Origin of the sequence: Pseudomonas anuradhapurensis (genome assembly GCF_014269225.2) — a bacterium.
Classification (GTDB): Bacteria; Pseudomonadota; Gammaproteobacteria; order Pseudomonadales; family Pseudomonadaceae; genus Aquipseudomonas; species Aquipseudomonas anuradhapurensis.
Genome location: NZ_CP077097.1, coordinates 1,708,855 through 1,731,428, shown reverse-complemented (window position 1 = coordinate 1,731,428; position 22,574 = coordinate 1,708,855). Strand labels below are relative to the sequence as shown.

Below are 22,574 nucleotides of genomic sequence, written 5' to 3'. Positions count from 1 at the left end.
GTGGCCCTCCGCGTGAAGGGCTGCTTAGGGTCGAAAGCTGCCTCTCGCGGACGGCAGCAATCGGCCAAATGCGTCGTTCCGTATTTATGACGTTAAGAGCGGTTCAGGGTTCTGGCACCTGAACAGTCCAATCAATAGGTTCACAAGGAAGGGTCTAGGCATTCTTTGCCATGCTCAAACGATGCCGAATTGGAGTTCTATGTGATTATCTAGTGAATCTGGTCCCTGCCAGTTGTGATAGACCTCTCGGCTTTCGTCGGTTAGTCTACAGCCGGCTGCACGAGCCCCTTCGAAGAGCTTCGCATAACCATGGGAAAAGAGGTCACTGAGTGGCCCTCGGTAATCTTCATAGATGCAATGTAACGCCGGTAGCAGTTGATAGCGAACCCCTTCGATCTGCTCTTCGAAGTCACCCTCCACTGGCAGGCAGAATTCTATCCGAAAACGGTCGTTGGAATTGTTAGGCATCTTGTGGGAAACGAAAATCCATGGACCGACGACCTCAAGCTCCAGATCTTCGGCCGCGCTAATAATCTCCGCACAACATACTGACGCTTGGTCAGCAATTTCCGAGATGGATAGCTCGCGTCCGATGAAAAGTACCCGCTGAGAGGCGATGCTTTTCTCCTTCATCTATAACTCCTGTTTGTCAGGCACCCGTTGGGGATGGCTCTGCGAAGTTGCAGGGGCGACACGGCGCCCCTGCCTTTGATCACGTAGACATCCGTCGCATGATCAACTCGCCATCAATGACTTCACCGGTCTCGACAAAGCCTTCAGAAGCATAGAGACGTCGCGCGCCGATGTTCTCGGGGTCAACACCAAGGGCGACGCCAGGTCCTCCAGGCAAGGTGTGGAGATGTGCCATGAGCGCTCGTAGGGCAGCACGCCCGTAACCGCGGCCCTGGTGGTTGCGGTCAATCATCAGGCGGTAGATCCAGCGGCTGTTCTCATCCGGATCGAGGGCGTGCATCAGGAAACCGACTAGCTCACCAGTCTGCATGGCCCGTATGGCCAACGGCTCACACCACGGGCTATCGGCAGCCTGTTCCAGCGATTCGGCATTGCTGGCAATAAAATCACTTTGGTCGTCGCGTACCCGTAGGGCGCGGCAGAGTGCTTCTTCCTCTGGCGAGCTGAGGCTAACAAGAAACACCGGTGGGCAAAGATTGGACATGTTTGATTCTCCGCGGGGCAAAAGGGGCCCCTTCAGGATTTCGTTGACGGTTTATTAGCAGACACATCATTGAAAACCGGGTCATAGGGCACCTCCTTGTTTCGCGGATGGAAAAACATTTCGGCTGATCCTGCCGAGCGATCGCATACTAATAGGCAGCTCGTGAATCACGCAAGGACTACATCGCGTGCTGAACACAGTCCAAACGCAAAACTGCTCGCCCCCTAGGCTCTGTGTGAAAAGCCTTGATACTCGGTGATGCTGCGTTGAAAACAGCCTCGGAATGCTCATTTACAACCCGTAAACTCCGCTTCCTCGGCTGTTTTCGCCTTGCCTGACCTTCGTCTCAAGACTTTTCACACAGAACCTAGCAACCATTTACCGAGAGCGACTTACAACCTGCCGACTAATTCAGCCAGGACGGTTACCCTGGAGGCATTTGCGCAGAAGCGACGCAAAGCCTGACTGCAATCCCTAACCGTGCAACAAAGATTGCAAAACTGGGCAATACCCTGTCCTTGATTGCCTTGATGGCCATTTCATTCTTGCTGAGCGCCGAAGAAGCCAAGCATCGGCGCCAGAACACTCGGTGTCTGCGCACCGAATACCACCGTACCGTTGATGCGCAAAGATGGAATCACACGCCCCGCCCACGCCGCAGCCGTGGCTTCGCTGGCCTGCAATTCCTCACTGAACGTGTCGCTGTGCATGAATTGCACGACTTCGCTCAAAGCTACTCGCTCTCGCAGCAGCAGCTGTTTCAGGACTGCCGGATCGCCGATGTCCTGGCCATGGCAATACAAGGCTTCGAAGACACTTTCCACAAAGTGATGAGCGGGTTTCCCGCTACGCTGCAGCCACAGTACAGCGGCAAGCGCGGGGCGCGTGTCGGGCAGGCGGACGATCTGGCTGAACGCCGGTTCAATGCCAAGCTGGCGCATTTCCGCAGCCACCAGGGACTGCTGTATCAGCGCCTGGGTGCCAAAGCGACGTTCGAGAAAGTCGTGGTAGGCCATGCCAGCGGCGGCACGGCTCAACGGCGAGCGGCACGGCTGAAAAGTGACCTTCAGTGGTTGCCCGACCTGGCTCATCGCGAGCGCAAGCCGGCGCTGCGCTACCCAGCTCCAAGGGTCAAGAAAGTCGAACGCCAGGAGCGGGGGAATGTGCATGGTCCAGACCCTGAGTAAGGTGGTTCAGCCCAGCGTACGGCGTCAGCTGCACAGGCAGAAGCCACACAGCACGCAATAGAGCGTTGCGCAATGTCGCTAGGCAACACTGACCAGCTGTTTCATGAAATGCGCAAAGGCCCTGATACGCGTCGAGGCGCGATTGATCGGCAGGTAGACGATATTGATCGAGGCGTTGACTGACACCGGGTTCACTTCATATTCAGGCAGCAAGCGGGTGAGCCGGCCCTGTTGCACATCCTCGGCAACCAGCCAGTCGGCCAGCAGCGCAACGCCCTGCCCGGCGACCGCCGCCTGCCTGAGAATGTCGGCATTGTTGCTCTGCATCCGGCCCTGCACCGCGACGGGTACCGTCTCGTCAGCCACCTCGAACAGCCAGTCGCGCATTGGCCCGCCGTAATCGAAGCGCATGCAGGAATGCTGGGTGAGTTCGCTCGGTTGCGTCGGCGCACCGTGTCGCTCCAGGTAGCCCGGGCTGGCCACCAGCCAACGCTGGAAATGACCGATGGTGGTGCAGATCACGTCCTCGCTGGAGACGGTCGACCCCAGGCGCACGGTCAGGTCGATACGGTCCTTGTAAAGGTCCACGCGCTCGTCGCTGAGGTTGAGGCTGACCTCCAGCTCTGGATGGCTCGCCAGAAACCGACCAAGGTGGGGAGAGATCAAGCGTCGGCCGAACTCCACCGGCACGCTGACCCGCAGCTTGCCTTTCGCTTCGCTGCCCCTGTCGGTGACCATGCCATCGGCTGCAGCGAGCGCATCGAGAATGCCCACCGCGTTGTCGAAATAGGCTTGGCCCAGGTCGGTCAGGCGGTTCTGGCGGGTGCTGCGGGTAATGAGCGTGGTGCCCAGCTCCGCCTCCAGTGCTGCCACCTGACGCGCCACGGACGATGTTGCCACGCCAAGCTTGCGGGCTGCGGCGGAGTAGCCACCGCAACGTACCGTTTCTACGAACATGCTCAAGGCGAGAAACTTGTCCATTGACCGACCCTGTCGAAGATATCCAGAGGGAAGCTGGTGGCATCACCAGTCGAGGTTGCATCAGCCTGCAGCATAGCCACCTGCCCGGCCTCGAGATTGAACAGGCGTGCTATCGAACACGCGCTGCCAGCCTTGCGTAATGAGCAAAGCTGCCTTGCGCGAGCGACCCATACCCGCACAAGCCGTGCTCCTTTAGGCTCGCCCTGAACTGATCGGCATCCGGCAATACCGGGAGTTGCTGGTTGCCAAGGGCGGAGAACGAGGTGGGTATCGATGTCACGTAGGAAGCGTTGGGCATTGGCAGCTATTGCGCTGGGCGTGGGTGGGCTAGCCGCAGCGTTCGGGTTGATGTGGCGACCGGCAATCGATCCGATCGAGCGGCCCATGGCATTCGAACCCGCACAGATCGCACGCGGTGCCCAGGTCGTCACCGCCGGCGACTGCGCGGTCTGCCATACGCGCCCTGGCGGCAAGTACCTGGCAGGCGGCCTGCCACTGGTGACGCCGTTTGGCACGCTGTACAGCACCAACATCACCCCTGACGCGCAGACCGGTATCGGCAGCTGGCCACTCGAAGCATTCCAGCGCGCCATGCGCGACGGGATTTCCCGCGATGGGCATTTCCTCTACCCAGCCTTCCCATACACGCATTACCGGCTGCTCGACGATCAGGACCTGGCGGACGCCTATGCCTACCTGATGAGCGGGCCTCCGGTGTACCAGCCGGCAACCCCCAACCGCATGAAGTTCCCGATGAACCTGCGCCCGCTGGTCGCGGGCTGGAACCTGTTGTTCCTGCATTCAGCGCCGTTCGTGCCGACCGCGCAGGCGTCGCCGCAGTGGAACCGTGGCCGCTACCTGGTCGAAGGCGCGGGCCACTGCGGCGGATGCCATACCCCTTTGAACCTGCTCGGTGCCGAGAAAACGGGCCAGGCGCTTGCCGGTGGCGTGGTTGACGGCTGGGCGGCCCCTTCCCTGCTCGGCCTGGCCAGCCGCGAAACGCCCTGGACCCAAGCCCAGCTGGTGGATTACCTGCAAGCCAAGGTCGTCGACGGCCATGGCACCGCGGCCGGCCCCATGCGCCCGGTCAGCCAGGAACTCGCGCGGCTGCCTCGGAGCGACGTCGAAGCCATGGCGGAATATCTGCTCAGTTTGCCGGCCTCCCCCCACCAACCCGCCACGCTCGAAACAAAGGCTGTGGCCTCGGCCGAATCGTCCAGCCTCGGGGGTGATCTGTTCCAGGCCGCCTGCGCAGGCTGCCACGGTGCAGCCGCACCGATGCGCAGTATCGACGGCCGGCCAGCGCTGACGGCGACGTCCTCGGTGCAAGCCCCTGCGCCACGCAACTTCATCAAGACGGTACTGGAAGGCATTGCCTCCACACCCGGTGAGCCCGGCCCGGCGATGCCGCCCTTCGCGGCCAGCCTGAACGACCAGCAGCTCGCCGCCCTGGCGGCCTTCGTCCGTGGCCAAGCCGCCCCAGATCGGCCGTGGCCGGATTTGCATTCGACTATTCAGGCTCTGCGCGAGGAGACCCCATGAGCAACGTGAACCTTACAGTCAACGGCAAGCTGCACAGCCTGGATATCGACCCGGACATGCCGCTGCTCTATGCCTTGCGCAACCACCTGGAACTCAACGGCGCCAAGTATGGCTGCGGGCTGGGCCAGTGTGGCGCGTGCACCGTCATCGTCGACGACCAGCCGGTATTCGCCTGCGTGACCCCGTGTGCTGGCATGCAAGGCCGCCACGTGCGCACCGTCGAGAGCCTGGGCACGCCTGAACGGCCAGGCCCGCTGCAACAAGCCTTCATCGATACCCAGGCCGCGCAGTGTGGCTACTGCATCGCCGGGATGATCATGCGCGCCCAAGCCTTGCTGGAGCAGAATCCGCGGCCCGACGCAGCCACCATCCGCGCGCACATGGCCACCAACCTGTGTCGCTGCGGCACGCATCTTCGAATCATCGAAGCGATCACCCGCGTCGTCGAAAACGGTGGCCTGCATGTCGTCCACAACTGAATTCGGTCGCCGCGCGTTCCTGCAGGGCGGCAGCCTGCTGATGGCATTCGCGCTGATGCCGGCCGCCCGCAAGGCGCTGGCCGATACCGAGGTGGATACCCTCGGTACTGTCGTGCTCGCCCCGGATCTGCCCGGCAGCTTGCGCACCAACCCTTACCTCGACGCGTGGATCAAGGTCGGCGTCGAAGGCATCACCGTGTATACCGGGAAAGTGGAGTTGGGCACCGGGGTGAAGACCGCGCTGTTGCAGATTGCGGCCGAGCGGCTGGACGTCTCGCCGGCGGCGGTCACCTTCCTTACGGCGGACACGGCGCTGACACCGAACGAAGGCTACACGGCCGGCAGCCATACCATCTTCGACAGCGGCACGGCGCTGTTCAATGCCGCCGCGCAGGTGCGGCAGATGCTGATGGAGTCGGCCGCCAGGCGCTGGGGCGTGGACGTATCGTCGCTGCAGACAGGCGGTGCGATGATCACGGCCCCGTCCGGCGCCCGCATGAGCTATGCCGAGGCGGTAGCGGGCGTGGACCTGCATCAATATGCCAAGGCCAACTCGCCGGACCTTCCACCTGCGCAGTTCAAGCTCATCGGCCACGCCATCCCACGCCTGGATATTCCGGCCAAGGTCAGCGGTGGCGCGGCGTTCGTGCAGGACATGCGCCTGCCGGACATGCTCCATGCCCGGGTGATCCGGCCACCCAGGCCGGGCTGCACGCTCACCGGTTTCGATAAACAGGCGATTGAACGCCTGCCGGGCATCGTCAAGGTGGTCGAGGACGGCAACTATCTCGCCGTGGTGGCCAGGGATGAATGGCAGGCCATCAAGGCCATGCGGGCGGGCTACGCGGCGGCAACGTGGACCACTGGCGAGGTGATTCCGGACCAGGCCGTCATCCACCAGCTGCTGCCCAAGCTGCAATCCAGGCGCTACCCCATCCAGCACGAAGGCCAGCCGACGCCTTCAAGTGGCAAGACCTATCGGGCGCGTGTCACCAAACAATACCTGATGCACGGTTCCATCGGCCCCTCCTGCTCGCTGGCCTGGTTCAAGGACGGTACGTTGACCGTCTGGACCCATACCCAAGGTGTGTTCCCGCTGCGTGCGGGCATCGCCGAAATGCTCGGCCTACCGCTGACGGCTGTGCGCTGCATCCACGCCGAAGGTTCCGGATGCTACGGCCACAACGGTGCCGATGATGCCGCAGCCGACGCGGCGCTCATCGCCATGCGAGTACCAGGCGTGCCGGTGCGCGTGCAATGGATGCGCGAACAGGAAAACCTGTGGGAACCGTACAGCTCGGCCATGCTCACCGAACTGGAAGCCGGCCTGGACAGCAGCGGCCGCATCAACCACTGGAAGTACCAGCTATGGACCACGCCACATAACGAGCGCATCACCAACGCCGGCCGCCTGGTGCCCGCGCGCCTGCTCGCCCGCCCGTTCACCTCGGCGCCATCGGTGCCGATTGCCCAGCCAGAAGGGGATGGCGACCGCAACGCGATCCCGCTGTACCAGACGGGCGCAAGCGACATCGACATGCACTTCATCAGCGAAATGCCGTTCCGCACTTCGGCAATGCGCTCGCTGGGTGCCCATATCAATGTGTTTGCCATCGAGGCCTGCCTGGACGAACTGGCGGCGCAGGCAGGCGTGGATGCCGTCGAGTTCCGCCTCAGCCATCTCACCGACCCAAGGGCCCGCGCCGTGGTCGAACGGGCCCGCGATGAGTTCGCCTGGCCACGGCGGTCGCCTGCACCGGGCACGGGCATCGGCCTGGGCTTCGCCCGCTACAAGAACATCATGGGCTACTGCGCGGTGGCAGTGGAAATCCAGGTGCATCCGCAAACCGGCGAGATCGCGATTCAGCGGGTAGTCACGGCGGTGGACGTCGGGCAGATCGTCAACCCCGATGGGCTGCGCAACCAGGTCGAGGGTGGCATCGTCCAGTCGAGCAGCTGGACGCTCTACGAGGCGGTCAGTTATGACCCCGGTGGGGTACGCAGCTATGACTGGAGTGGCTATCCGATCCTGCGCTTCCCGCAACTGCCGAAACACGTGGAAGTGCACCTGATCGACCAGCCTGGCCAACCCTTCCTCGGTGCAGCCGAAATCGTCCAGGGCCCGATGGCCGCAGCCCTGGGTAACGCAGTGGCGGATGCCACCGGCCAGCGCCGGCTGGCGCTGCCGCTGGCCCGCAAGGCATGAACCGGCGGTACTTGAACCCGCGTTTTGCAAAGGTAACGGCAGATGCAACATCTTGATGTGACGGTGCTGGAGCAGGCGCTGGCCTGGGCAGACGAAGGACACAGCGTGTGGTTATGCACGGTCCTTTCCACCTTCGGTTCGGCACCGCGCGCGCCTGGCGCAATGTTGGTGGCCATCCAGTCCGGCGCGCACAGCGGCTCGTTGTCCGGCGGCTGTGTCGAGGAGGCATTTCTCGAAGCACTCGGCCGTGGCGAGCATGCCGCACCAGCACAGGTCATCTGCTACGGCGCCAGTGCCGAGGAGCGAAGTCGCCTGCAGCTGCCGTGTGGCGGTAGCCTGGACGTACTGGTCGAGCACAGGCGCCCGAGCGCCGAATGGCGCGCCCACCTGCGCCAGTTGCTCGACGCGCTGCGCGGTCAACGTCGGCTGACCCGGGTGATTGACCTGGAAGGCGGCCTGTTCAGCACCCGCAGCCGCACCGACGGCAGCGACACCGTGGTGCGTATTGGCAGCCGCCTGGAGATCAGCCTGGGCCCGGCACTGCGCTTGCTGCTGGCAGGCCTGTCACCGGTTGCCGAGGCCTGTGCACAGTTCGCCCGGGCCCTGGGCTTTGAAGTGATCGCATGCGACCCGCGAGAAGAAGTGGCCACGCTGGCGCTGGAGGGCGTGACGGTGATTCCGCTACTGCCCTCGATCTACATCGCCAACGGCGGTTGCCACGAAGCGACGGCGGTCGTTGCGCTGACCCATGATCCTAGAATCGACGACCTCGCATTGATGGAGGCCGTGCACACGCCTGCCTTCTACATCGGTGCCATGGGCTCGAAACGGACCTCGGAAAGACGCGCGGAGCGATTGCGCCGGATCGGCGGTTTGTCGGCTGCGGATGTCGCCCGTCTGCACATGCCCATCGGCCTGGATATCGGCTCCAGGACCCCCGCCGAAATTGCATTGTCGGTCATGGCTGATGTGCTGCGGGTTTACCGAGGTAAAGCGCGAACGGCGCTTTGAAGGTTCCCGGGCTTTGCGAGTTGCGCAATGCACTTGCCCCGGTTGTGCTGATTATCAGTCTGGGCGCCGGACATTAACCTGACTCCAGCAAACAGCCGCGCTAGCGCTGCACTTGCCAACCGCATTCAAACCACTTGCAAAGGAACTGAGTAATGGCCCCTCACCTGTTCAATCCCATTCGCGTGGGCGCCTTGCAACTGCCACACCGTATTGCCATGGCCCCCTTGACCCGCTCCCGTGCGGGCCAACCCGGCGATATCCCGACGGCAATGGCAGCGGAATATTATGCCCAGCGCGCCAGCGCAGCGTTGATCATCACCGAAGCCACGCAAATCTCCCGGCAGGGCCAAGGTTATGCATGGACCCCCGGCATCTACACGGCTGAACAGATCGCAGCCTGGAAACAGGTGAGCGACAAGGTGCACGCACAGGACGGCCGCATCTTCATGCAGCTGTGGCACGTCGGGCGCGTATCGCACCCCAGCTTCCAGCCTGACCATGGCCTGCCCGTGGCACCGAGTGCAATCGCAGCGCCCGGCAAGACGTTCATCGTCGACCACGACGGCAATGGCGTGTGGGGTGATGTACCGGTCCCGCGCGCCCTGGAAGTCGAAGAGATCGCGGCGATCATCGATGATTACCGCAATGCTGCGCTCAATGCCATGGCGGCGGGCATGGATGGCGTCGAGATCCACGCCGGCAACGGCTACCTGCTCGACCAGTTCATCAACAGCAACAGCAACCAGCGCAGCGACCCTTACGGCGGCTCGTACCAGAATCGGGCGCGCCTGCTGCTGGCGGTGGTCCAGGCCGTGGCGCGAGAGATCGGCGCCGATCGCGTCGGTGTGCGCCTCACCCCGATGGGGCGGTTCATGGGCATGGGCGATGACACCCCCTTCGAAACGTTCAGCTACATCGTCAAGTCGCTGAACCGCTACGGCTTGGCCTACCTGCACCTGGTCGAGCCCGCGGTCGTCGGTACCGTCAAGGACGAAAACTTCGACCCGCGCTGGGACGAGATCATCTTGCAGCTGCGCGATGCCTGGGAAGGTGTCCTGGTGATCGCAGGCGGCTACGACGCAGCTTCTGCCGAACAAGCGATTGCCGAAGGCCGTGCCGACGTGGTGGCTTTCGGCCGACCGTTCCTGGCCAACCCGGACTTGCCACGCCGTATCCGCGACGGCCTGCAACTCAACACCCCCGACCCAGCAACCTTCTTTGGTGGCGACGAACGAGGCTACATCGACTATCCAGCCCACCCCTGACAGCGCCGTGCCGGCTGGCTGGATCGCCCAACCCGTCTGCACGGCGGTACGCAGGTTTTAGCCGCATGGCTGGGCGCGAGCGACAAGATGGCCGTAACCGGCAGCGCGGGTGAAATCGGCGAGATGCCAGAGGTTGCCGTTTGCGCCCCAGGTGCCATCGGCGACGTCGACCAGCTGTATCGACGTCATCAGCATGCGCCCGTCAGCCTGCCCCACGCAGTGTTCGATGGCCTGGTGCAGGCCCTGCACATAATCCTTGCGCATCTGTGCATCGAGGACCCCGGCCGGCACCTTTACCGTGACGATGCAGGGAATGGCCTGGGCGTGCAGGTTCACCCCGCCACACAGCCAGTCAGCGCCACGGACCTGCTCGATGAGTACCCAGCACAGGCCGCGCTGCGGTAGCGCGCTACCCATGTGTTCGTGGGCGATGGCGGCCTCGCTGACGCGCTTGAGCAGCTGTTCGCGTTGCGCCTCGTTGAAAGCTCCGGCAGGTACCTTGATCAGAATGTTGGGCATGGCGGAAACCTTGATGATGAATGGAGGCGCCATTAGGCCTGCCAGCCGTTGCGTGCATAAGTGTCGGATCCGTCCCGTTTCGAGCATAATCCGACAATGTACGATTTCACCATCCTGGTCACACCGGGGGCATTCGCGACGAGCGTCGCCGCCACCCTGGACATCCTCGCCAGCGCAGCCACCGTCAGCGGGCGGCTCGGCCTGGCCGCACCACGCTGGCGGGTTTGCGGCCCGCAACCGGGTCCGGTAGCGCTGGGCCATGGCCTGCAACTGCCGGTACAACCACTCGAAGCAAGCGCCGCGGACCATTCCTGCTGGGTCATACCGGGCATCGGCGTCAGCGACATCGAGCTGCTCGAGCAGCGCCTCGCCGAGCCATGGACAGCGCCCTTTCTCGCTGCGCTGCGCAGTCATATCGCCAGCGGCCAGGAAATTGCCGCATCCTGCTCGGCGGTGTTTCTGCTGCAGGCAGCCGGGCTGCTGGACGGCCGACGGGTGACCACCTCCTGGTGGCTGGCAGCGCATCTGCAGCAACTGGCACCCGGTTGCCGCGTAGACCCGGACTTCATGGTGCTGGCCGATCACCCAGTGACCACGGCAGGTGCCGCCTTCGCGCAAACCGACCTGATGCTGCACCTGCTTCGTCGGCGCCTGTCACCTGAAATCGCCGACGCGGTAGGCAAGGCGCTGCTGCTCGACCGCCGGCAACTGCAGGCGCCTTTTGTCATCCCCGCCGTGCTGGCCCAAGGCAATGCGCTGATCTCGCGCCTGACTGCCGAGATCGAGAGGTCGCTGCCGGAACCGGCCAGCGTCACGGCCCTGGCGGCAAGCGTCGGCATGTCCGAGCGGACCCTGTCGCGCCATGTGCGCAAGGCAACGGGACACTCCACCCGGCAGCTGATCCAGCGGGTACAGTTGCACAAGGCCCGGGCGCTGCTCGAGTCTGGCGACTATTCCGTCGAAGCGGTCTCGGCGCAGGTCGGCTACCAGGACGCAACGGCGCTGCGGCGGCTGATGCGGCGCCTGCTCAATGCCACCCCGCGACAATTGCGCCAGCGCTGACTCAAGGCTGGCTGCGCCACCCTCAAGGTGAGGTCACGACCACCACGTAATGGCCTTGGGTCAGCGGCTTGCCGTGCTCATCGACCAGCCTGTAGGCCTGGTCCACGCTGTGCCCACGATCAATGCGTACCGCGTGCGCCGGCAGCGCCTGCTCGTCCACCGCTTGGATGCCAATGACGCTGTCACGCGCCAGCGCCGGACAGTTATCCATGCGCCAACCGGCACTGCCCACCGTGGTGGTGCAGGATGGTTCGACGATGCTGCCACTGAATTGCAGAACTCCTGAGGCGACAACGCCGCCTGCCTGGGCCTGGCCCACCAGGGCCAGGCACATTGCCACAGTCACTGCGAATCGCTTGCCGCTCATGATTTCCACTCCCCGATACCCACGCTTGAGACTATCGGATGAGCGTTGGCTGGCCTGGCTGCGTGCGTGAGGTCGTTCACAAACCCGCAAAATAAACCACGCGACGGTTTAAGAAACGTCTCAAAGCCGGCGGCGGTGCAGCGGTCTAGGATAGCCAGGCCCCTCCCAGCCAACCTCACCGGAGCCCCTTCCCGACCATGTCGCGCCTGCTTCATACCCTCTCGCGCCCGGCCATGGCGGCACTCCTGCTGATGAGCCTGGCCTCCACGGCCTGGTGCCAGCTCAAGATCGAAGGCACACGCCTGATCTACCAGGGCTCGGCCAAGGAAACGAACATCAACGTGGTCAATCGCAGCGGCCTCGACACGGTCGTGCAGAGCTGGGTCAGCAGCCCCGACGAGGGCCGCGATACCCCCTTCGCGGTTGTCCCGCCGTTAGCCTTGATACCGGCCAACGGCCAGCAGCTGCTGCGGGTGCTGTACGCCGGCCAGGGCCTGCCCGAGGACAGGGAGTCACTGTTCTGGCTGAACATTCTCGAGATCCCGCGCAAGCCCGAACAGGCCGACACCCTGCAGTTCGCCATCCGCCAGCGCCTGAAGCTGTTCTACCGCCCTGCCGGCCTGCCAGGCTCGGCCAGTGCGGCAGCCGATGGCCTGCAATGGCGCACGCCCCAGCCCGGCCGGATCGAAGTGCATAACCCGAGTGCCTTCCATGTTTCGCTGGTGGACCTGCGGCTCGACAACCCTGGGCAGTCGCAACAGCTCACGGACTATATCCTGCTGCGCCCGGGGCAATCGCTCACCCTCGAAGCACCTTCACCCTTGCCCGTGCAGAGCCACCTGACGTTCAGCGAACTCACCGATATCGGCCTGCAGAGGCACCACCGCATCGCCCTGCCGTGAACACACCGCTACAGGATAGCTACCCCATGACCTTGATCCGCAAACACCTGCTGGGCCTGTTGCTCGTCGCCGCCAGTTGCCCCGCCACCAGTTACGCCCTGTCCTGCAAGCTGGACCCGACCAAGGAGGCGGTATTGAAGGAGGCACTGGGCACCGCACTGGCTGTACCGGCCGACGCGCCCGACGGCACGATCATCTGGGAATCGGCACCACACTCGGTTTCGGTCATTTGCATCGATGACACTCAAACCGGCGTCGTGGAAGACATCTATTTCTATATCAACCCGGCCAAGGCCGACATCGGTAAGGGCATACGGGTCGGAATACGCTACAAGGCCCAGGAGATCACACAAGCTTCGGGCGCCGTCACCACCGGTTTCAACTCACGCTATGGTTGCACCTGGGCAAACTGCCTGGGCTGGCAGGCCCGGTTCACCCTGAACTTTACCGTGTTCATCAGAAAGTACGGCAAAACGCCAACCAACGGGCAAGCAAGCACGTTGAGCGAATACCGCGTGTTCCAGCTAGATGGCAAGGACGGACTCAACCCAAGGCCCGACAGCAACCTCAACTATGTCATCACCGGCATGGACAACATCCGCTTTGTCCCTTGTTCTCCCGAGTTGACCATTTTGCCGTCAGTGGTCAATTTTCGCCGCGCTCTTGCCAGCTCGGCACAGGTCGGCCAGGTCGCCAGCTCGGCCGATTTCAGCCTCGACCTGGTCAGGTCCTGCGACACACCTTACACCATCAATGCTCGCTTCACCCCCGTCGCTGGCAGCGCCAGCGTTATCGACAAGCTGCTGGTGCCCAGCAACAACAGCTCGGTCGGCATCGCCCTGACCCAGCAGGACAGCAACCAACCGGTGCCCTTCGACACCTGGTTCAAGCTGACGGAGCTGACCGTGCCGGGCTTGATCCGCAACGCGTTCCGTGCCGACCTGATCTGGCGCTCGGCGCCCATCCCCGGCCCATTCGAAGCCATGGCGCTGGTTGACCTGTATTACAAGTAGGCCCCCGGCCAGGCGACCTTTAAGGATCGTCTGATGTCCAGTTGCCAGCGGTCTCCCTACATTCACGGGATGCGACTCAAAGCCTACCTGCAACAAATCAACCCCCTCCTCTCCGACCCCGAGGCAGCGCGCCGCCTGCTTCGGCTGCTGGCGATCGTGCTGTCGGCCGGCATTCTCGGCGCGGCCTACAATTTCCTGTCGTTCACCTTCAACACCGACATCGCCCGGCGCCACGGCGCCATGAGCAGCGCGATCGCCGAGGCCCACACCTTCTTCACCAACCGTGAGGCACTGCTGGAGAGCCTGAGCCTCGCGGCCGTGCGCCAAACGGATCCGCTCATCGATTGGGTGCCACTGGCGCCGGGCGAGGAAGTGCACCTGCAACTGGGCAGCCAGCCGCACAAGCGCTGGAGCCTGTGGCTGACCCAGCGCATGTGCGCGTACCTCAAGGCCCGCCAGGTCAACCTGCTGTATGTCGACACCGCGGCTCAGGCCCCGATGCGCTGGCTGTACCACGCTGATGCCCAGGCCGCGTTGCCTTCGCCTGCGTTGCTGGAGCAGCTGCGTGCCGCGGGGGAACGATCCACCGCTGCCCAGGAGTTGTGGCTGGCCGACCACGATGTGCACCGTTCACGCCTGTTCATCTTCCTGCGCCTGGACGAACGTGACCCGGATTCTGGCTGGCTGGGCCTGGAAATCGACAGCCAGGCCGTGGCGCCGGCGCTCCGGGATGCCAGCGCAGGCGAATTCATGATGTTCAACGCCGACGGCATGCTGGTATTCACCAACAGCCCGGAGCCGACGCTGGAGCGCTCGCTGCGCCAGCCCGTGGGCAACGACTTTTTCGGCTTCGCCGGCCAGGGATTGCTGCCTGAGCACCTGGTCATCAGCAAGCCATTGATGTCCTCGGACTGGCAACTGGTCTACGCGATCGACCTGTCCGCCATCCTTGCCGGCCTGTGGCAACAACTGCTCGGTGCCTTGCTGTTCTGCGTGCTCAGCATCAGCTTGATACGGGTACTGATCCAGCGTTTCGACCAGCGCTTCTTCACCCCCACCGTCGAACGCATCCGCGCACTGGTGGAAAGCGAGATGTTCAGCCGTGACGTCATCGAAACCGCCCCCGTCGCCCTGTGTGTGCTGCGCCGCAGCGATGGCCAGGTGGTGCTGGAGAACCACCTGGCCCAGCAGTGGCTGGGTCAGGACCAGGCCCGCAGCCTGCGCAGCGCGCAATGGATCGAGCAGGCCTTCGAGCGGCCCGACGGCCAGTGCAGCGACTACTTCGAGAGCGCCGAAGGGCGCCACCTGTACCTGAGCTGCGCGCCCACCCGCTACAAGGGTGAACAGGTGCTGCTGTGTGCCTTCAGCGACATCAGCACCCGCAAGCAGATCGAGGCCGCGCTGGAGGACGCCCGGCGCGCGGCCGACACAGCCAACGAAGCGAAGACGCAGTTCCTGGCGACCATGAGCCATGAAATTCGCACGCCGTTGTATGGCGTGCTGGGCACCCTGGAGCTGCTCTCGCGTACCACGCTCGACGCCCAGCAACGCGATTACCTGAGGGCCATCGAAGGTTCCTCGTCAACCTTGTTGCAGCTGATCTGCGACGTGCTGGACGTGTCGAAGATCGAGGCCGGCCAACTGGCCCTCGAACTCAGCGAGTTCAGTGCCCCGGACCTGGTCCGCGAAGTGATCCAGGGCTACAGCGCGGCGGCCACGAGCAAGGGCCTGCAGCTCTACAGCTGCCTGGACCCGCGCCTGCCGGAACACCTGATCGGCGACGTCAACCGGATCCGCCAGATCCTCAACAACCTGTTGAGCAACGCGGTCAAGTTCACCGATTGCGGGCGCGTGGTGCTGCGCGCCAGGCTGCTCAACCGCGATGGCGAGCGCTCCTGCCTGTTGTGGCAGGTGTCGGACACCGGCAAGGGCATCGCCGAACAGGACCAACCGTTCATCTTCGACGCCTTCTACCAGACCGAAGGGTACACCCAGGCCATCCCCGGCACCGGGCTCGGGCTGCCGATCTGCCAGCGCCTGACGCAACTGATGAACGGCCAGCTGCGCCTGGTCAGCGAGCTGGGGCTGGGCAGCAGCTTCAGCCTGAGCCTGCCCCTGGAGGAGGCGTCAGGCCGTGCCAGCGCCCCGTTCAACCTGCTGGCCGAACGCATTCACGTGGTATCGCCGGTACACGAACTGGCCGAAGCCATCAGTGGCTGGCTGTGCCGCTGGGGCGCACGCGCCCAGGTCGGCGCGCCGCCAGCGGGCAGCGCCCTGGCTGGCGAACTGCTGGTCGAACTGCATCCCGGCAATGTCGAGCGCTGGCTGGTCGCCGAATGGCCGGGCCCACGCATCCTGGCCAGCGCCCAGGACTGCTGGGAGGCGCGGCACGAAGCCGGTCACTGGCAGGTCAACCTCAACGACCTGGCCGCCCTGCACCAGGCCGTCGGCCAGGCCCAGGGCCTGCGCCGCCCCCGGGACCAGGCCGTGCCGGCCCCCTCGACCGAGCCACTGGGGCTGCACGTGCTGGTGGCCGAGGACAACGTCATCAACCAGTTGATCCTGCGTGACCAGCTCGAGCAGCTCGGCTGCAGCGTGGCCTTGGCCAGCGACGGCGAACAGGCCCTGCAAGCCTGGCAGCGCGAGCATTTCGACCTGCTGCTGACCGACGTCAACATGCCCGCCATGAACGGCTACGAACTGGCCCGCGCCCTGCGCCGGCTGGGCTGCACCCGGCCCATCGTCGGCGCCACCGCCAATGCCCTGCGCGGCGAGGAAGAACTGTGCCTGGCCGCCGGCATGGATCGCTGCCTGATCAAGCCCTTCAACCTGCAAGCCCTGTTCAACTGCCTGGCCCCGTATCGAGGTAGCCGTCTTGAAGCCCTTTAACATCCTGATCGTCGAAGACCACCCGTTCCAGCATATGTACCTGCAACACCTGTTCAGCGAACTCGGCAGCTTCAACCTGGAAGCGGCCCGGGATGGTCAGGAAGCGCTGGAGCGCTTGCGCCAGCGTGACTTCGACCTGGTCCTGACCGACCTGCTGATGCCCGGCATGGACGGTGTGCAGTTCATCCAGCACCTCGCCGGGCTGCGCCACAAGCCAGGCCTGGCGATCATGAGCGCGGCCTCGCGGCGCATGCTGATGGCGGCCAGCCTGGTGGCCAAGAACCTCGGCGTGGACGTGCTCGGGCTGATCTCCAAGCCCGTCGAGCCCAGCGCACTGCGCAGCCTGATCGACCAATTGCAGCTGCACCATCAGGCGCCGGCCCAGGCCACGGCGGCCAGCCCCGAATTCGACCGCCAGACCTTGGTCGATGCCTTGAACAACCGGGCCTTCCAGGCCTGGTTCCAACCCAAGAAGTCCTTGCACAACGGCCGCATCGTCGCGGCCGAGGCGCTGGTGCGCTGGATGCATCCGGAGCAAGGCGTGCTGCTGCCAGGCACCTTCCTGCCAGCGCTCAATGCCTTCGGCCTGGAGGAACGGCTGCTGTGGGTGATGCTCAAGCAAGCCATGGATGCCCAGGCGCGCTGGCGGGAACGGGGCTATGACATCCCGGTGTCGATCAACCTGCCGACCCACCTGCTGAACAGCCATGACCTGGCCGATCGCCTGCTGGAATTCGTCCTGCACCACCAGGGCGTGCCCGGCAAGCTCTGCTTCGAGCTGATGGAATGCTCCATTCCCGAACAACTGAGCAACTTCTATGCGGGTGCCTGCCGCCTGCGCATGAAAGGTTTCGGCCTGTCCCAGGACGACTTCGGCAAAGGCTACAGCTCCTACATGAGCCTGGTCTCGACGCCCTTCACCGAACTCAAGATCGACCGCGCGCTGGTGCAGCGTTGCGATGAAAGCGAAAGCCTGGCCTCGGCCCTGGCCAGCATCGTCGCCCTGGGCCGCAAGCTCGGCCTCACCGTGGTCGCCGAAGGGGTGGAGACGCCGCAGGAGCTCGAACTGCTGCGCAAGGTCGATTGCAACCAGGTGCAGGGCTTCCTGATTTCCCATGCCGTGTCGGCGGAACAGTTCCAGCGCCTGCTGAACAGCGACGGCCCGCCGTCGGCCTACTGACCCGTTGTAACTCACGGCGCCGGGCGGGCATCCAAGGTAATCTACATTGGTTATCGACGCCCCATGGCCTTGCGGATCCTTGCATGAAACAGTACAACGCCCTGCTGGAAAACCTGGCCCGCAGCTCCCTGCGCCTGAACAAAGGCATGACCGTGCTGCTGGGCCTGGCACTGCTGCTGGCGGGCTTCAGCTTGTGGTCGATCGAGCGCCTGGTCGAAGAACACAGCGATACGATCAGCATCCATTTCGCCCGCCTGATGGAGAATGTCCAGGAACAGGAAACCTTCCTCCAGGCCCTCGTGCAACGCAGCGCCAAGGGGGAGTTGCTGGACTACCCTCGCGCGCTGGAACCCGTGCTGACGCCGCTGCCTGAAGAAGGGCCGGACATTTACAAGGGCGAGGTCTTTCCATTCTCCATGCCGTTCAGCCTCAAGCTCGACCGGCGCCATTTCGCTGACCGCGACGTGTCGGAGGTGTACACCCAAGGAGCGAACCTGGCCAGTTTCTACAGCATGTTCTGGTCAGCCTCACCCTACCGCTCGCCGCAGGTGTTCCTGTTCTCGCCGGATGCCCGTTACGACATCACCGTGCCCGCTGCAGGACGCGGGCGCGGCAAGCCCGAGGAAGAACCGTTCATCGACGTCATCCGCCAGGTCATGGCACGCCAGCCGCACGCCGAGGATTGGCGCCCGGGAGGCGCAATCATCTGGCGCAGCTATGTCGAACAGCCGGACCAGGCCTCCCCGCCGCGTGTGCTGGCCTACGCCAATGTCATCCTGCACCCGGCCAAGGCCGACAGCCAGCGCACGCAAGTGGCGTCGCTGGTGGACCTGGCGCAGATCGACGATTTCGAACGCATCATGGACTGGACCGTGTATGACCACTTCAACCTCATCGCCCCGTCCGGCGAGGTGCTGATCGGCACGCCTGCCTCCCTGGAGGGCGTGCACGAGGGCCTCAACATCAAAGCCGAAGGCCTGGTGTTCCGCCTGCACGAACAGGCCAACGGCGGCTGGAGCGCGGTCTACACCGTGACCTACCGGCACTTCTTCCGTTATGCGTTCTGGTCGCTGACCAGCATCGCCGCCACCTTCCTGGTGCTGATCGGGCTGGGCCGGGTGGCCATCCGCTGGTATCAGCGCCAGGTCGTCCTGCCGGCACGCGCCGCCCACGAGACCATCGCCGAGAGCGAGGCCTTCAGCCGGGTGGTCATCGATACCGCCCCGACCGGCCTGTGCGTGGTGCGTAGCAGCGACCATGAAGTGTTGCTGGAGAACCAGCGGGCGCAGCAATGGCAAGGCACGCGCGAACTGGTCAGCACCCTCGCCTCGACGGTGGACGAGGCCAGCAGCGGCGAACATTCCCTGCAGGTCGCAGGCCGCCACCTGCAGGTGGGTTTCGTGTCGACCCGCTACCACGGCGAAGACGTGCGCCTTTATGCATTCAACGACGTAACCCGCCACGTCGAGGACGCCCAGGCGCTGGACGAGGCGCGCCGCGCCGCCGATGCCGCCAACACTGCCAAGACCCTGTTCCTGGCGACCATGAGCCACGAGATCCGCACCCCGCTGTACGGCGTGCTGGGCACCCTCGAGCTGCTCGGCCTGACGCAGCTGGATGCTCGCCAACAAGGCTACCTGCACACCATCCAGCGCTCCTCGGCAACCCTGTTCCAGCTGATCAGCGACGTGCTCGACGTGACCAAGATCGAGTCCGGGCAAATGGCGCTCGAGCCGGTAACGTTCTGCCCGCTGGAGTTGCTCGAGGACACCGTGCGCACCTATCGCGCCTTCGCCGAGCGCAAGGGCTTGCTGCTGTATGCCTGCCACGACGCCCGCCTGCCGGCCCAGGTGGTCGGCGACCCGATACGCATCCGCCAGATCCTCAACAACCTGCTGAGCAACGCCATCAAGTTCACCGACACCGGCCGGGTGGTGCTGCGCACCCGCGTGCTGGCGCTCGACGCCAGCCAGGTCAGCCTGCAGTTCCAGGTTGCCGATACCGGCATCGGCATTTCCCAGGCACAGCAAGCCAGGTTGTTCGAATTGTTCTACCAGGTCGCCGACGCCTCCAGCGAGAGCGGCGCAGGCCTGGGCCTGCCGATCTGCGGCTGGCTGGCCGAGATGATGGGCGGCCGGATCAAGGTGGTCAGCGAGCCGGGCCTGGGCAGCAGCTTCTCGCTCACCGTCAGCCTGCCGCTGGCCGAGGGGGCGCTGAGCGACTGCCCGAGCCTGGTGCCCGACCCGACCCCGGTGTACGTGCGTGCGCCGATACCGGAACTTGCCCAGCATGGCGTCGACTGGCTGCAGCGCCTGGGCATCGCCGCCACCCTGACGATTCCCCCTCTCGAGCAGGACAACCCCCAGGCCCTGCTGGTCGATCTGCTCGACTGCCCGGACGCTGCCAGCTGGCATGGCCAGCGGATCTGCGCCTGCAGCGACGGCCCGGCCCCCGGTGCATTCATCGACGGCTGCTGGCGGGTAGACCTGCATGACGTGCGCGCCATCGCCCAGGCCATCGCCCTGGTGCGCCAGGGCGGGGCGGCCGATGGCCACGACCCCACCCAGCAGCAACGTGCCGCCCTGCGCCTGCATGTGCTGGTGGCCGAGGACAATCCGATCAACCAGGCGATCCTGCAGGAGCAGCTCGAGGCGCTGGGCTGCACCACGGTCGTCGCGGCCAACGGCGAACAGGCCATGCAACGCTGGCAGCCAGGCCTGTTCGACCTGGTCCTGACCGACGTGAACATGCCGTTGATGAATGGCTACGAACTGGCCAGGACCCTGCGCCAGCACGACGCCCGCCTGCCGATCATCGGCGTTACCGCCAATGCCCTGCGCGAAGAGGGCCAGCGCTGCCTCGAGGTGGGCATGAATGCCTGGATGGTCAAACCGTTGAGCCTGCAGGCCTTGCGCAGCTATCTGCTCCGTCTGTGCCGCCCGGTCCTGGCCGATGGTCCCAGCCAGGCGCAAGCGGACACCCACGGCAGCTCGCCCCTGCCCGCCACCGGCGACACCGTGCAAGTACCCGCCAGCATGCGCGCGCTGTTCATCAGCACCCTGCACGAAGACCTGCAGCAGTTGCGCCTGGCCCTCGAACAGCGCGACCATCGGCGTCTTGGCGAGCGCCTGCACAGCGTCGCCGGGGCCCTCGGTGCGGTGCAGGCCAGAGCCCTGTCCGAGCAGTGCTGCGCACTTGAGGACGCGCTGGCCAACTCGCCGCTCGACGCTACCCTGGCGGCTAGGATGCGCGAGGTGCTGGACAGGTTGTCGGCCATGCTCGACAGCCTTGCATAGAATCAACTACAGCGCTGATAACGCATGGAAACCACCCTCTCATCCGCACCGGCTAACGGGTCGTCATTTATGGAAAAACTCAAGGTCATCATCGCCGACGATCACCCCATCGTACTGCTCGGCGTCCGTGAACTGGTCGAACGCGACCCGCGCTTTTGCGTGGTCGGCGAAGCCGTTTGCTCGCAAGGGCTGATCGAACTGCTCGAACGCCAACCCGTGGACATGGTCATTTCCGACTACAACATGCCGGCAGACTCACCCTACGGTGACGGGTTGAAACTGATCGACTATCTCAAGCGCCACTATCCCGCTGTTCGCATTCTCGTGCTGACCATGATTTCCAACCCGCTGATCCTCACGCGGCTGCAGGAGCTGGGCGTGGACGGTGTCATCCAGAAGAGCCAGCTGCACGGCGAAATCGAGAAGGCGCTCAACGCCGTGGCGCGCAACAGCACCTACCGGGCGCCGGAACCGGCGAGGCATTCGGTGGTGGCCTGCAACACCGCCATCGACCAACGGGTAGAAAACCTGTCGCCCAAGGAATTCGAAATACTGCGCCTGTTCGTGGCCGGCCAAAGTGTCAGCGAAATTGCCCGCAGCCAACACCGAAGTACCAAGACCATCAGTGCACAGAAAGTTTCCGCCATGCGCAAACTTGAAGTAAACAGCGACCAGGAATTATTGGCCTATTGCCTGGCAAGTCATATCTTCAATTAACCCAGTTTGATTGGCCGACCATTAAGATTCGTCTGATGGGCCAGGGAAACCACCTGACTTATTGTGAGCGTGCATTTAGTTGCAGCACTTACTCATTTTCATGTGGACATCAATATGAATAAATTCTCCCTGGCCGCACTGACCCTCGCGCTGATTACCGCTTCAGCCGGCGCCCTGGCTGCCGATCCTACCGGGCCAGTCAACGGTGGCAGCGGCAAGATTTCCTTCACCGGCGTGATCAACAATGACGCCTGTTCGGTCGACGGCGCCAATGCCGACCGCGTAATCGCCGTGGACATGGGCACCGTCTCGATCAAGGACATGGGCACCGCCGAGAACCCGAGCGCAGGCCGCGTGACCGGCAAGGACTTCAACCTCAACGTCAACTGCAACGTCGGCACCAAGGTGGCGATGGTCTTCGACGCCAACAGCGGCGGCTCGGGCCTGGTCACCGGCAAGAAGGTCTTGGCCCTGACCAAAGGCACCGGCACCGCGGCCAACGTCGGCATCGCCCTGCTCGACCCGAACGGCAACCTGATCGACCTGAGCTCGGCCGCTACCGCCAAGATCCAGAGCGACGTGCACGGCACTGGCGCTGCGGGCGGCGATGCCACCCTGAGCTTCTCCGCAGCCTACGTGACCACCGGCGCCGCCGGCACTGCCACCGCCGGTCGTGGTGACGCCACCCTGCCGTTCATCCTGCAGTACGAGTAATCGATTCGCCGCTGCTCCCCTGCGCGAGGCTCAACAGCCTCGCCACTTCTTCGTCCCGCAAGGTACC

19 protein-coding genes are annotated in these 22,574 nt (G+C 64.1%); 13 read left to right on the top strand and 6 right to left on the bottom strand.

What is annotated here, in order from left to right; translation table 11 throughout:
• Nucleotides 1–174: 174 nt before the first annotated feature.
• The 4 genes from HU763_RS08080 to HU763_RS08065 all read right to left on the bottom strand — a co-directional run bounded on the left by HU763_RS08080 (nt 175) and on the right by HU763_RS08065 (nt 3,345).
• The gene (locus HU763_RS08080; protein ID WP_186687328.1) at nt 175–633 is read right to left on the bottom strand and encodes a GyrI-like domain-containing protein; all 459 of its coding nucleotides are present in this window, start codon (nt 631–633) and stop codon (nt 175–177) included.
• A gap of 79 nt (nt 634–712) precedes the next feature.
• Nucleotides 713–1,177 carry a GNAT family N-acetyltransferase gene (locus HU763_RS08075; RefSeq protein WP_189665593.1) on the bottom strand — a complete coding sequence of 155 codons (465 nt, stop codon included), beginning with the start codon at nt 1,175–1,177 and terminating at the stop codon, nt 713–715.
• A gap of 539 nt (nt 1,178–1,716) precedes the next feature.
• Complete coding sequence (locus tag HU763_RS08070) at nt 1,717–2,346, bottom strand: DsbA family oxidoreductase (RefSeq protein ID WP_186687325.1); 630 nt, start codon at nt 2,344–2,346, stop codon at nt 1,717–1,719.
• A gap of 96 nt (nt 2,347–2,442) precedes the next feature.
• Nucleotides 2,443–3,345 carry a LysR family transcriptional regulator gene (locus tag HU763_RS08065; protein ID WP_186687314.1) on the bottom strand — a complete coding sequence of 301 codons (903 nt, stop codon included), beginning with the start codon at nt 3,343–3,345 and terminating at the stop codon, nt 2,443–2,445.
• A gap of 384 nt (nt 3,346–3,729) precedes the next feature.
• Between HU763_RS08065 and HU763_RS08060 the strand changes: the two genes are divergently transcribed.
• From HU763_RS08060 to HU763_RS08040, 5 genes are all read left to right on the top strand, one after another.
• Nucleotides 3,730–4,887, top strand: a complete 1,158-nt coding sequence (locus HU763_RS08060) for a cytochrome c (protein WP_420831034.1) — start codon at nt 3,730–3,732, stop codon at nt 4,885–4,887.
• Entirely contained in the window at nt 4,884–5,366 is a 483-nt protein-coding gene (locus HU763_RS08055) for a (2Fe-2S)-binding protein (protein ID WP_186687311.1), read from the top strand. The genes HU763_RS08060 and HU763_RS08055 overlap by 4 nt, the downstream gene beginning before the upstream one ends.
• Entirely contained in the window at nt 5,350–7,572 is a 2,223-nt protein-coding gene (locus HU763_RS08050) for a xanthine dehydrogenase family protein molybdopterin-binding subunit (RefSeq protein ID WP_186687309.1), read from the top strand. The genes HU763_RS08055 and HU763_RS08050 overlap by 17 nt, the downstream gene beginning before the upstream one ends.
• 42 nt (nt 7,573–7,614) lie before the next feature.
• Entirely contained in the window at nt 7,615–8,583 is a 969-nt protein-coding gene (locus HU763_RS08045) for an XdhC family protein (RefSeq protein ID WP_186687307.1), read from the top strand.
• A gap of 152 nt (nt 8,584–8,735) precedes the next feature.
• Nucleotides 8,736–9,848, top strand: a complete 1,113-nt coding sequence (locus HU763_RS08040) for an alkene reductase (protein ID WP_186687305.1) — start codon at nt 8,736–8,738, stop codon at nt 9,846–9,848.
• 57 nt (nt 9,849–9,905) lie between these two features.
• Here the strand turns inward: HU763_RS08040 and HU763_RS08035 are convergent, their stop codons facing one another.
• Entirely contained in the window at nt 9,906–10,367 is a 462-nt protein-coding gene (locus HU763_RS08035) for a tautomerase family protein (RefSeq protein ID WP_186687303.1), read from the bottom strand.
• Nucleotides 10,368–10,463: 96 nt separating this feature from the next.
• Between HU763_RS08035 and HU763_RS08030 the strand changes: the two genes are divergently transcribed.
• Complete coding sequence (locus tag HU763_RS08030; protein ID WP_186687301.1) at nt 10,464–11,429, top strand: GlxA family transcriptional regulator; 966 nt, start codon at nt 10,464–10,466, stop codon at nt 11,427–11,429.
• A 22-nt stretch (nt 11,430–11,451) separates the two neighbouring features.
• Here HU763_RS08030 and HU763_RS08025 read toward each other — a convergent pair whose 3' ends face one another.
• The gene (locus HU763_RS08025) at nt 11,452–11,796 is read right to left on the bottom strand and encodes a hypothetical protein (protein ID WP_186687299.1); all 345 of its coding nucleotides are present in this window, start codon (nt 11,794–11,796) and stop codon (nt 11,452–11,454) included.
• Between the two features lie 197 nt (nt 11,797–11,993).
• On the opposite strand from HU763_RS08025, the gene HU763_RS08020 reads away from it, so the two are divergent.
• The 7 genes from HU763_RS08020 (at nt 11,994) to HU763_RS07990 (ending at nt 22,507) form a co-directional block, all read left to right on the top strand.
• Nucleotides 11,994–12,698, top strand: a complete 705-nt coding sequence (locus HU763_RS08020; protein ID WP_186687297.1) for a fimbrial biogenesis chaperone — start codon at nt 11,994–11,996, stop codon at nt 12,696–12,698.
• A gap of 26 nt (nt 12,699–12,724) precedes the next feature.
• The gene (locus HU763_RS08015; RefSeq protein WP_186687295.1) at nt 12,725–13,711 is read left to right on the top strand and encodes a fimbrial protein; all 987 of its coding nucleotides are present in this window, start codon (nt 12,725–12,727) and stop codon (nt 13,709–13,711) included.
• Nucleotides 13,712–13,780: 69 nt separating this feature from the next.
• The gene (locus tag HU763_RS08010) at nt 13,781–16,600 is read left to right on the top strand and encodes an ATP-binding protein (RefSeq protein WP_186687293.1); all 2,820 of its coding nucleotides are present in this window, start codon (nt 13,781–13,783) and stop codon (nt 16,598–16,600) included.
• Nucleotides 16,587–17,780: a response regulator cyclic di-GMP phosphodiesterase PvrR gene (gene pvrR, locus HU763_RS08005; RefSeq protein ID WP_170028961.1), complete on the top strand. Its 1,194-nt coding sequence runs from the start codon at nt 16,587–16,589 to the stop codon at nt 17,778–17,780. Before HU763_RS08010 ends, pvrR begins: the two co-directional genes overlap by 14 nt.
• Nucleotides 17,781–17,863: 83 nt before the next feature.
• Entirely contained in the window at nt 17,864–21,076 is a 3,213-nt protein-coding gene (locus HU763_RS08000) for a hybrid sensor histidine kinase/response regulator (RefSeq protein ID WP_186687291.1), read from the top strand.
• Nucleotides 21,077–21,145: 69 nt separating this feature from the next.
• Nucleotides 21,146–21,793 (top strand): response regulator, encoded by a 648-nt coding sequence (locus HU763_RS07995; RefSeq protein WP_063913809.1) that lies wholly within the window; start codon nt 21,146–21,148, stop codon nt 21,791–21,793.
• Nucleotides 21,794–21,907: 114 nt separating this feature from the next.
• The gene (locus tag HU763_RS07990) at nt 21,908–22,507 is read left to right on the top strand and encodes a fimbrial protein (protein ID WP_186687288.1); all 600 of its coding nucleotides are present in this window, start codon (nt 21,908–21,910) and stop codon (nt 22,505–22,507) included.
• The last annotated feature ends 67 nt before the right edge of the window (nt 22,508–22,574 follow it).

Coding starts and splice junctions, on each gene's coding strand:
- HU763_RS08025 (WP_186687299.1), bottom strand. CDS start 11,796: ATGAGCGGCAAGCGATTCGCAGTGACTGTGGCAATGTGCCTGGCCCTG.
- HU763_RS08030 (WP_186687301.1), top strand. CDS start 10,464: ATGTACGATTTCACCATCCTGGTCACACCGGGGGCATTCGCGACGAGC.
- HU763_RS08040 (WP_186687305.1), top strand. CDS start 8,736: ATGGCCCCTCACCTGTTCAATCCCATTCGCGTGGGCGCCTTGCAACTG.
- HU763_RS08020 (WP_186687297.1), top strand. CDS start 11,994: ATGTCGCGCCTGCTTCATACCCTCTCGCGCCCGGCCATGGCGGCACTC.
- HU763_RS08010 (WP_186687293.1), top strand. CDS start 13,781: ATGCGACTCAAAGCCTACCTGCAACAAATCAACCCCCTCCTCTCCGAC.
- HU763_RS08060 (WP_420831034.1), top strand. CDS start 3,730: ATGGCATTCGAACCCGCACAGATCGCACGCGGTGCCCAGGTCGTCACC.
- HU763_RS08055 (WP_186687311.1), top strand. CDS start 4,884: ATGAGCAACGTGAACCTTACAGTCAACGGCAAGCTGCACAGCCTGGAT.
- HU763_RS08050 (WP_186687309.1), top strand. CDS start 5,350: ATGTCGTCCACAACTGAATTCGGTCGCCGCGCGTTCCTGCAGGGCGGC.
- HU763_RS08045 (WP_186687307.1), top strand. CDS start 7,615: ATGCAACATCTTGATGTGACGGTGCTGGAGCAGGCGCTGGCCTGGGCA.
- HU763_RS07995 (WP_063913809.1), top strand. CDS start 21,146: ATGGAAAAACTCAAGGTCATCATCGCCGACGATCACCCCATCGTACTG.
- HU763_RS08015 (WP_186687295.1), top strand. CDS start 12,725: ATGACCTTGATCCGCAAACACCTGCTGGGCCTGTTGCTCGTCGCCGCC.
- HU763_RS08075 (WP_189665593.1), bottom strand. CDS start 1,177: ATGTCCAATCTTTGCCCACCGGTGTTTCTTGTTAGCCTCAGCTCGCCA.
- HU763_RS07990 (WP_186687288.1), top strand. CDS start 21,908: ATGAATAAATTCTCCCTGGCCGCACTGACCCTCGCGCTGATTACCGCT.
- HU763_RS08065 (WP_186687314.1), bottom strand. CDS start 3,345: ATGGACAAGTTTCTCGCCTTGAGCATGTTCGTAGAAACGGTACGTTGC.
- HU763_RS08000 (WP_186687291.1), top strand. CDS start 17,864: ATGAAACAGTACAACGCCCTGCTGGAAAACCTGGCCCGCAGCTCCCTG.
- HU763_RS08070 (WP_186687325.1), bottom strand. CDS start 2,346: ATGCACATTCCCCCGCTCCTGGCGTTCGACTTTCTTGACCCTTGGAGC.
- HU763_RS08080 (WP_186687328.1), bottom strand. CDS start 633: ATGAAGGAGAAAAGCATCGCCTCTCAGCGGGTACTTTTCATCGGACGC.
- HU763_RS08035 (WP_186687303.1), bottom strand. CDS start 10,367: ATGCCCAACATTCTGATCAAGGTACCTGCCGGAGCTTTCAACGAGGCG.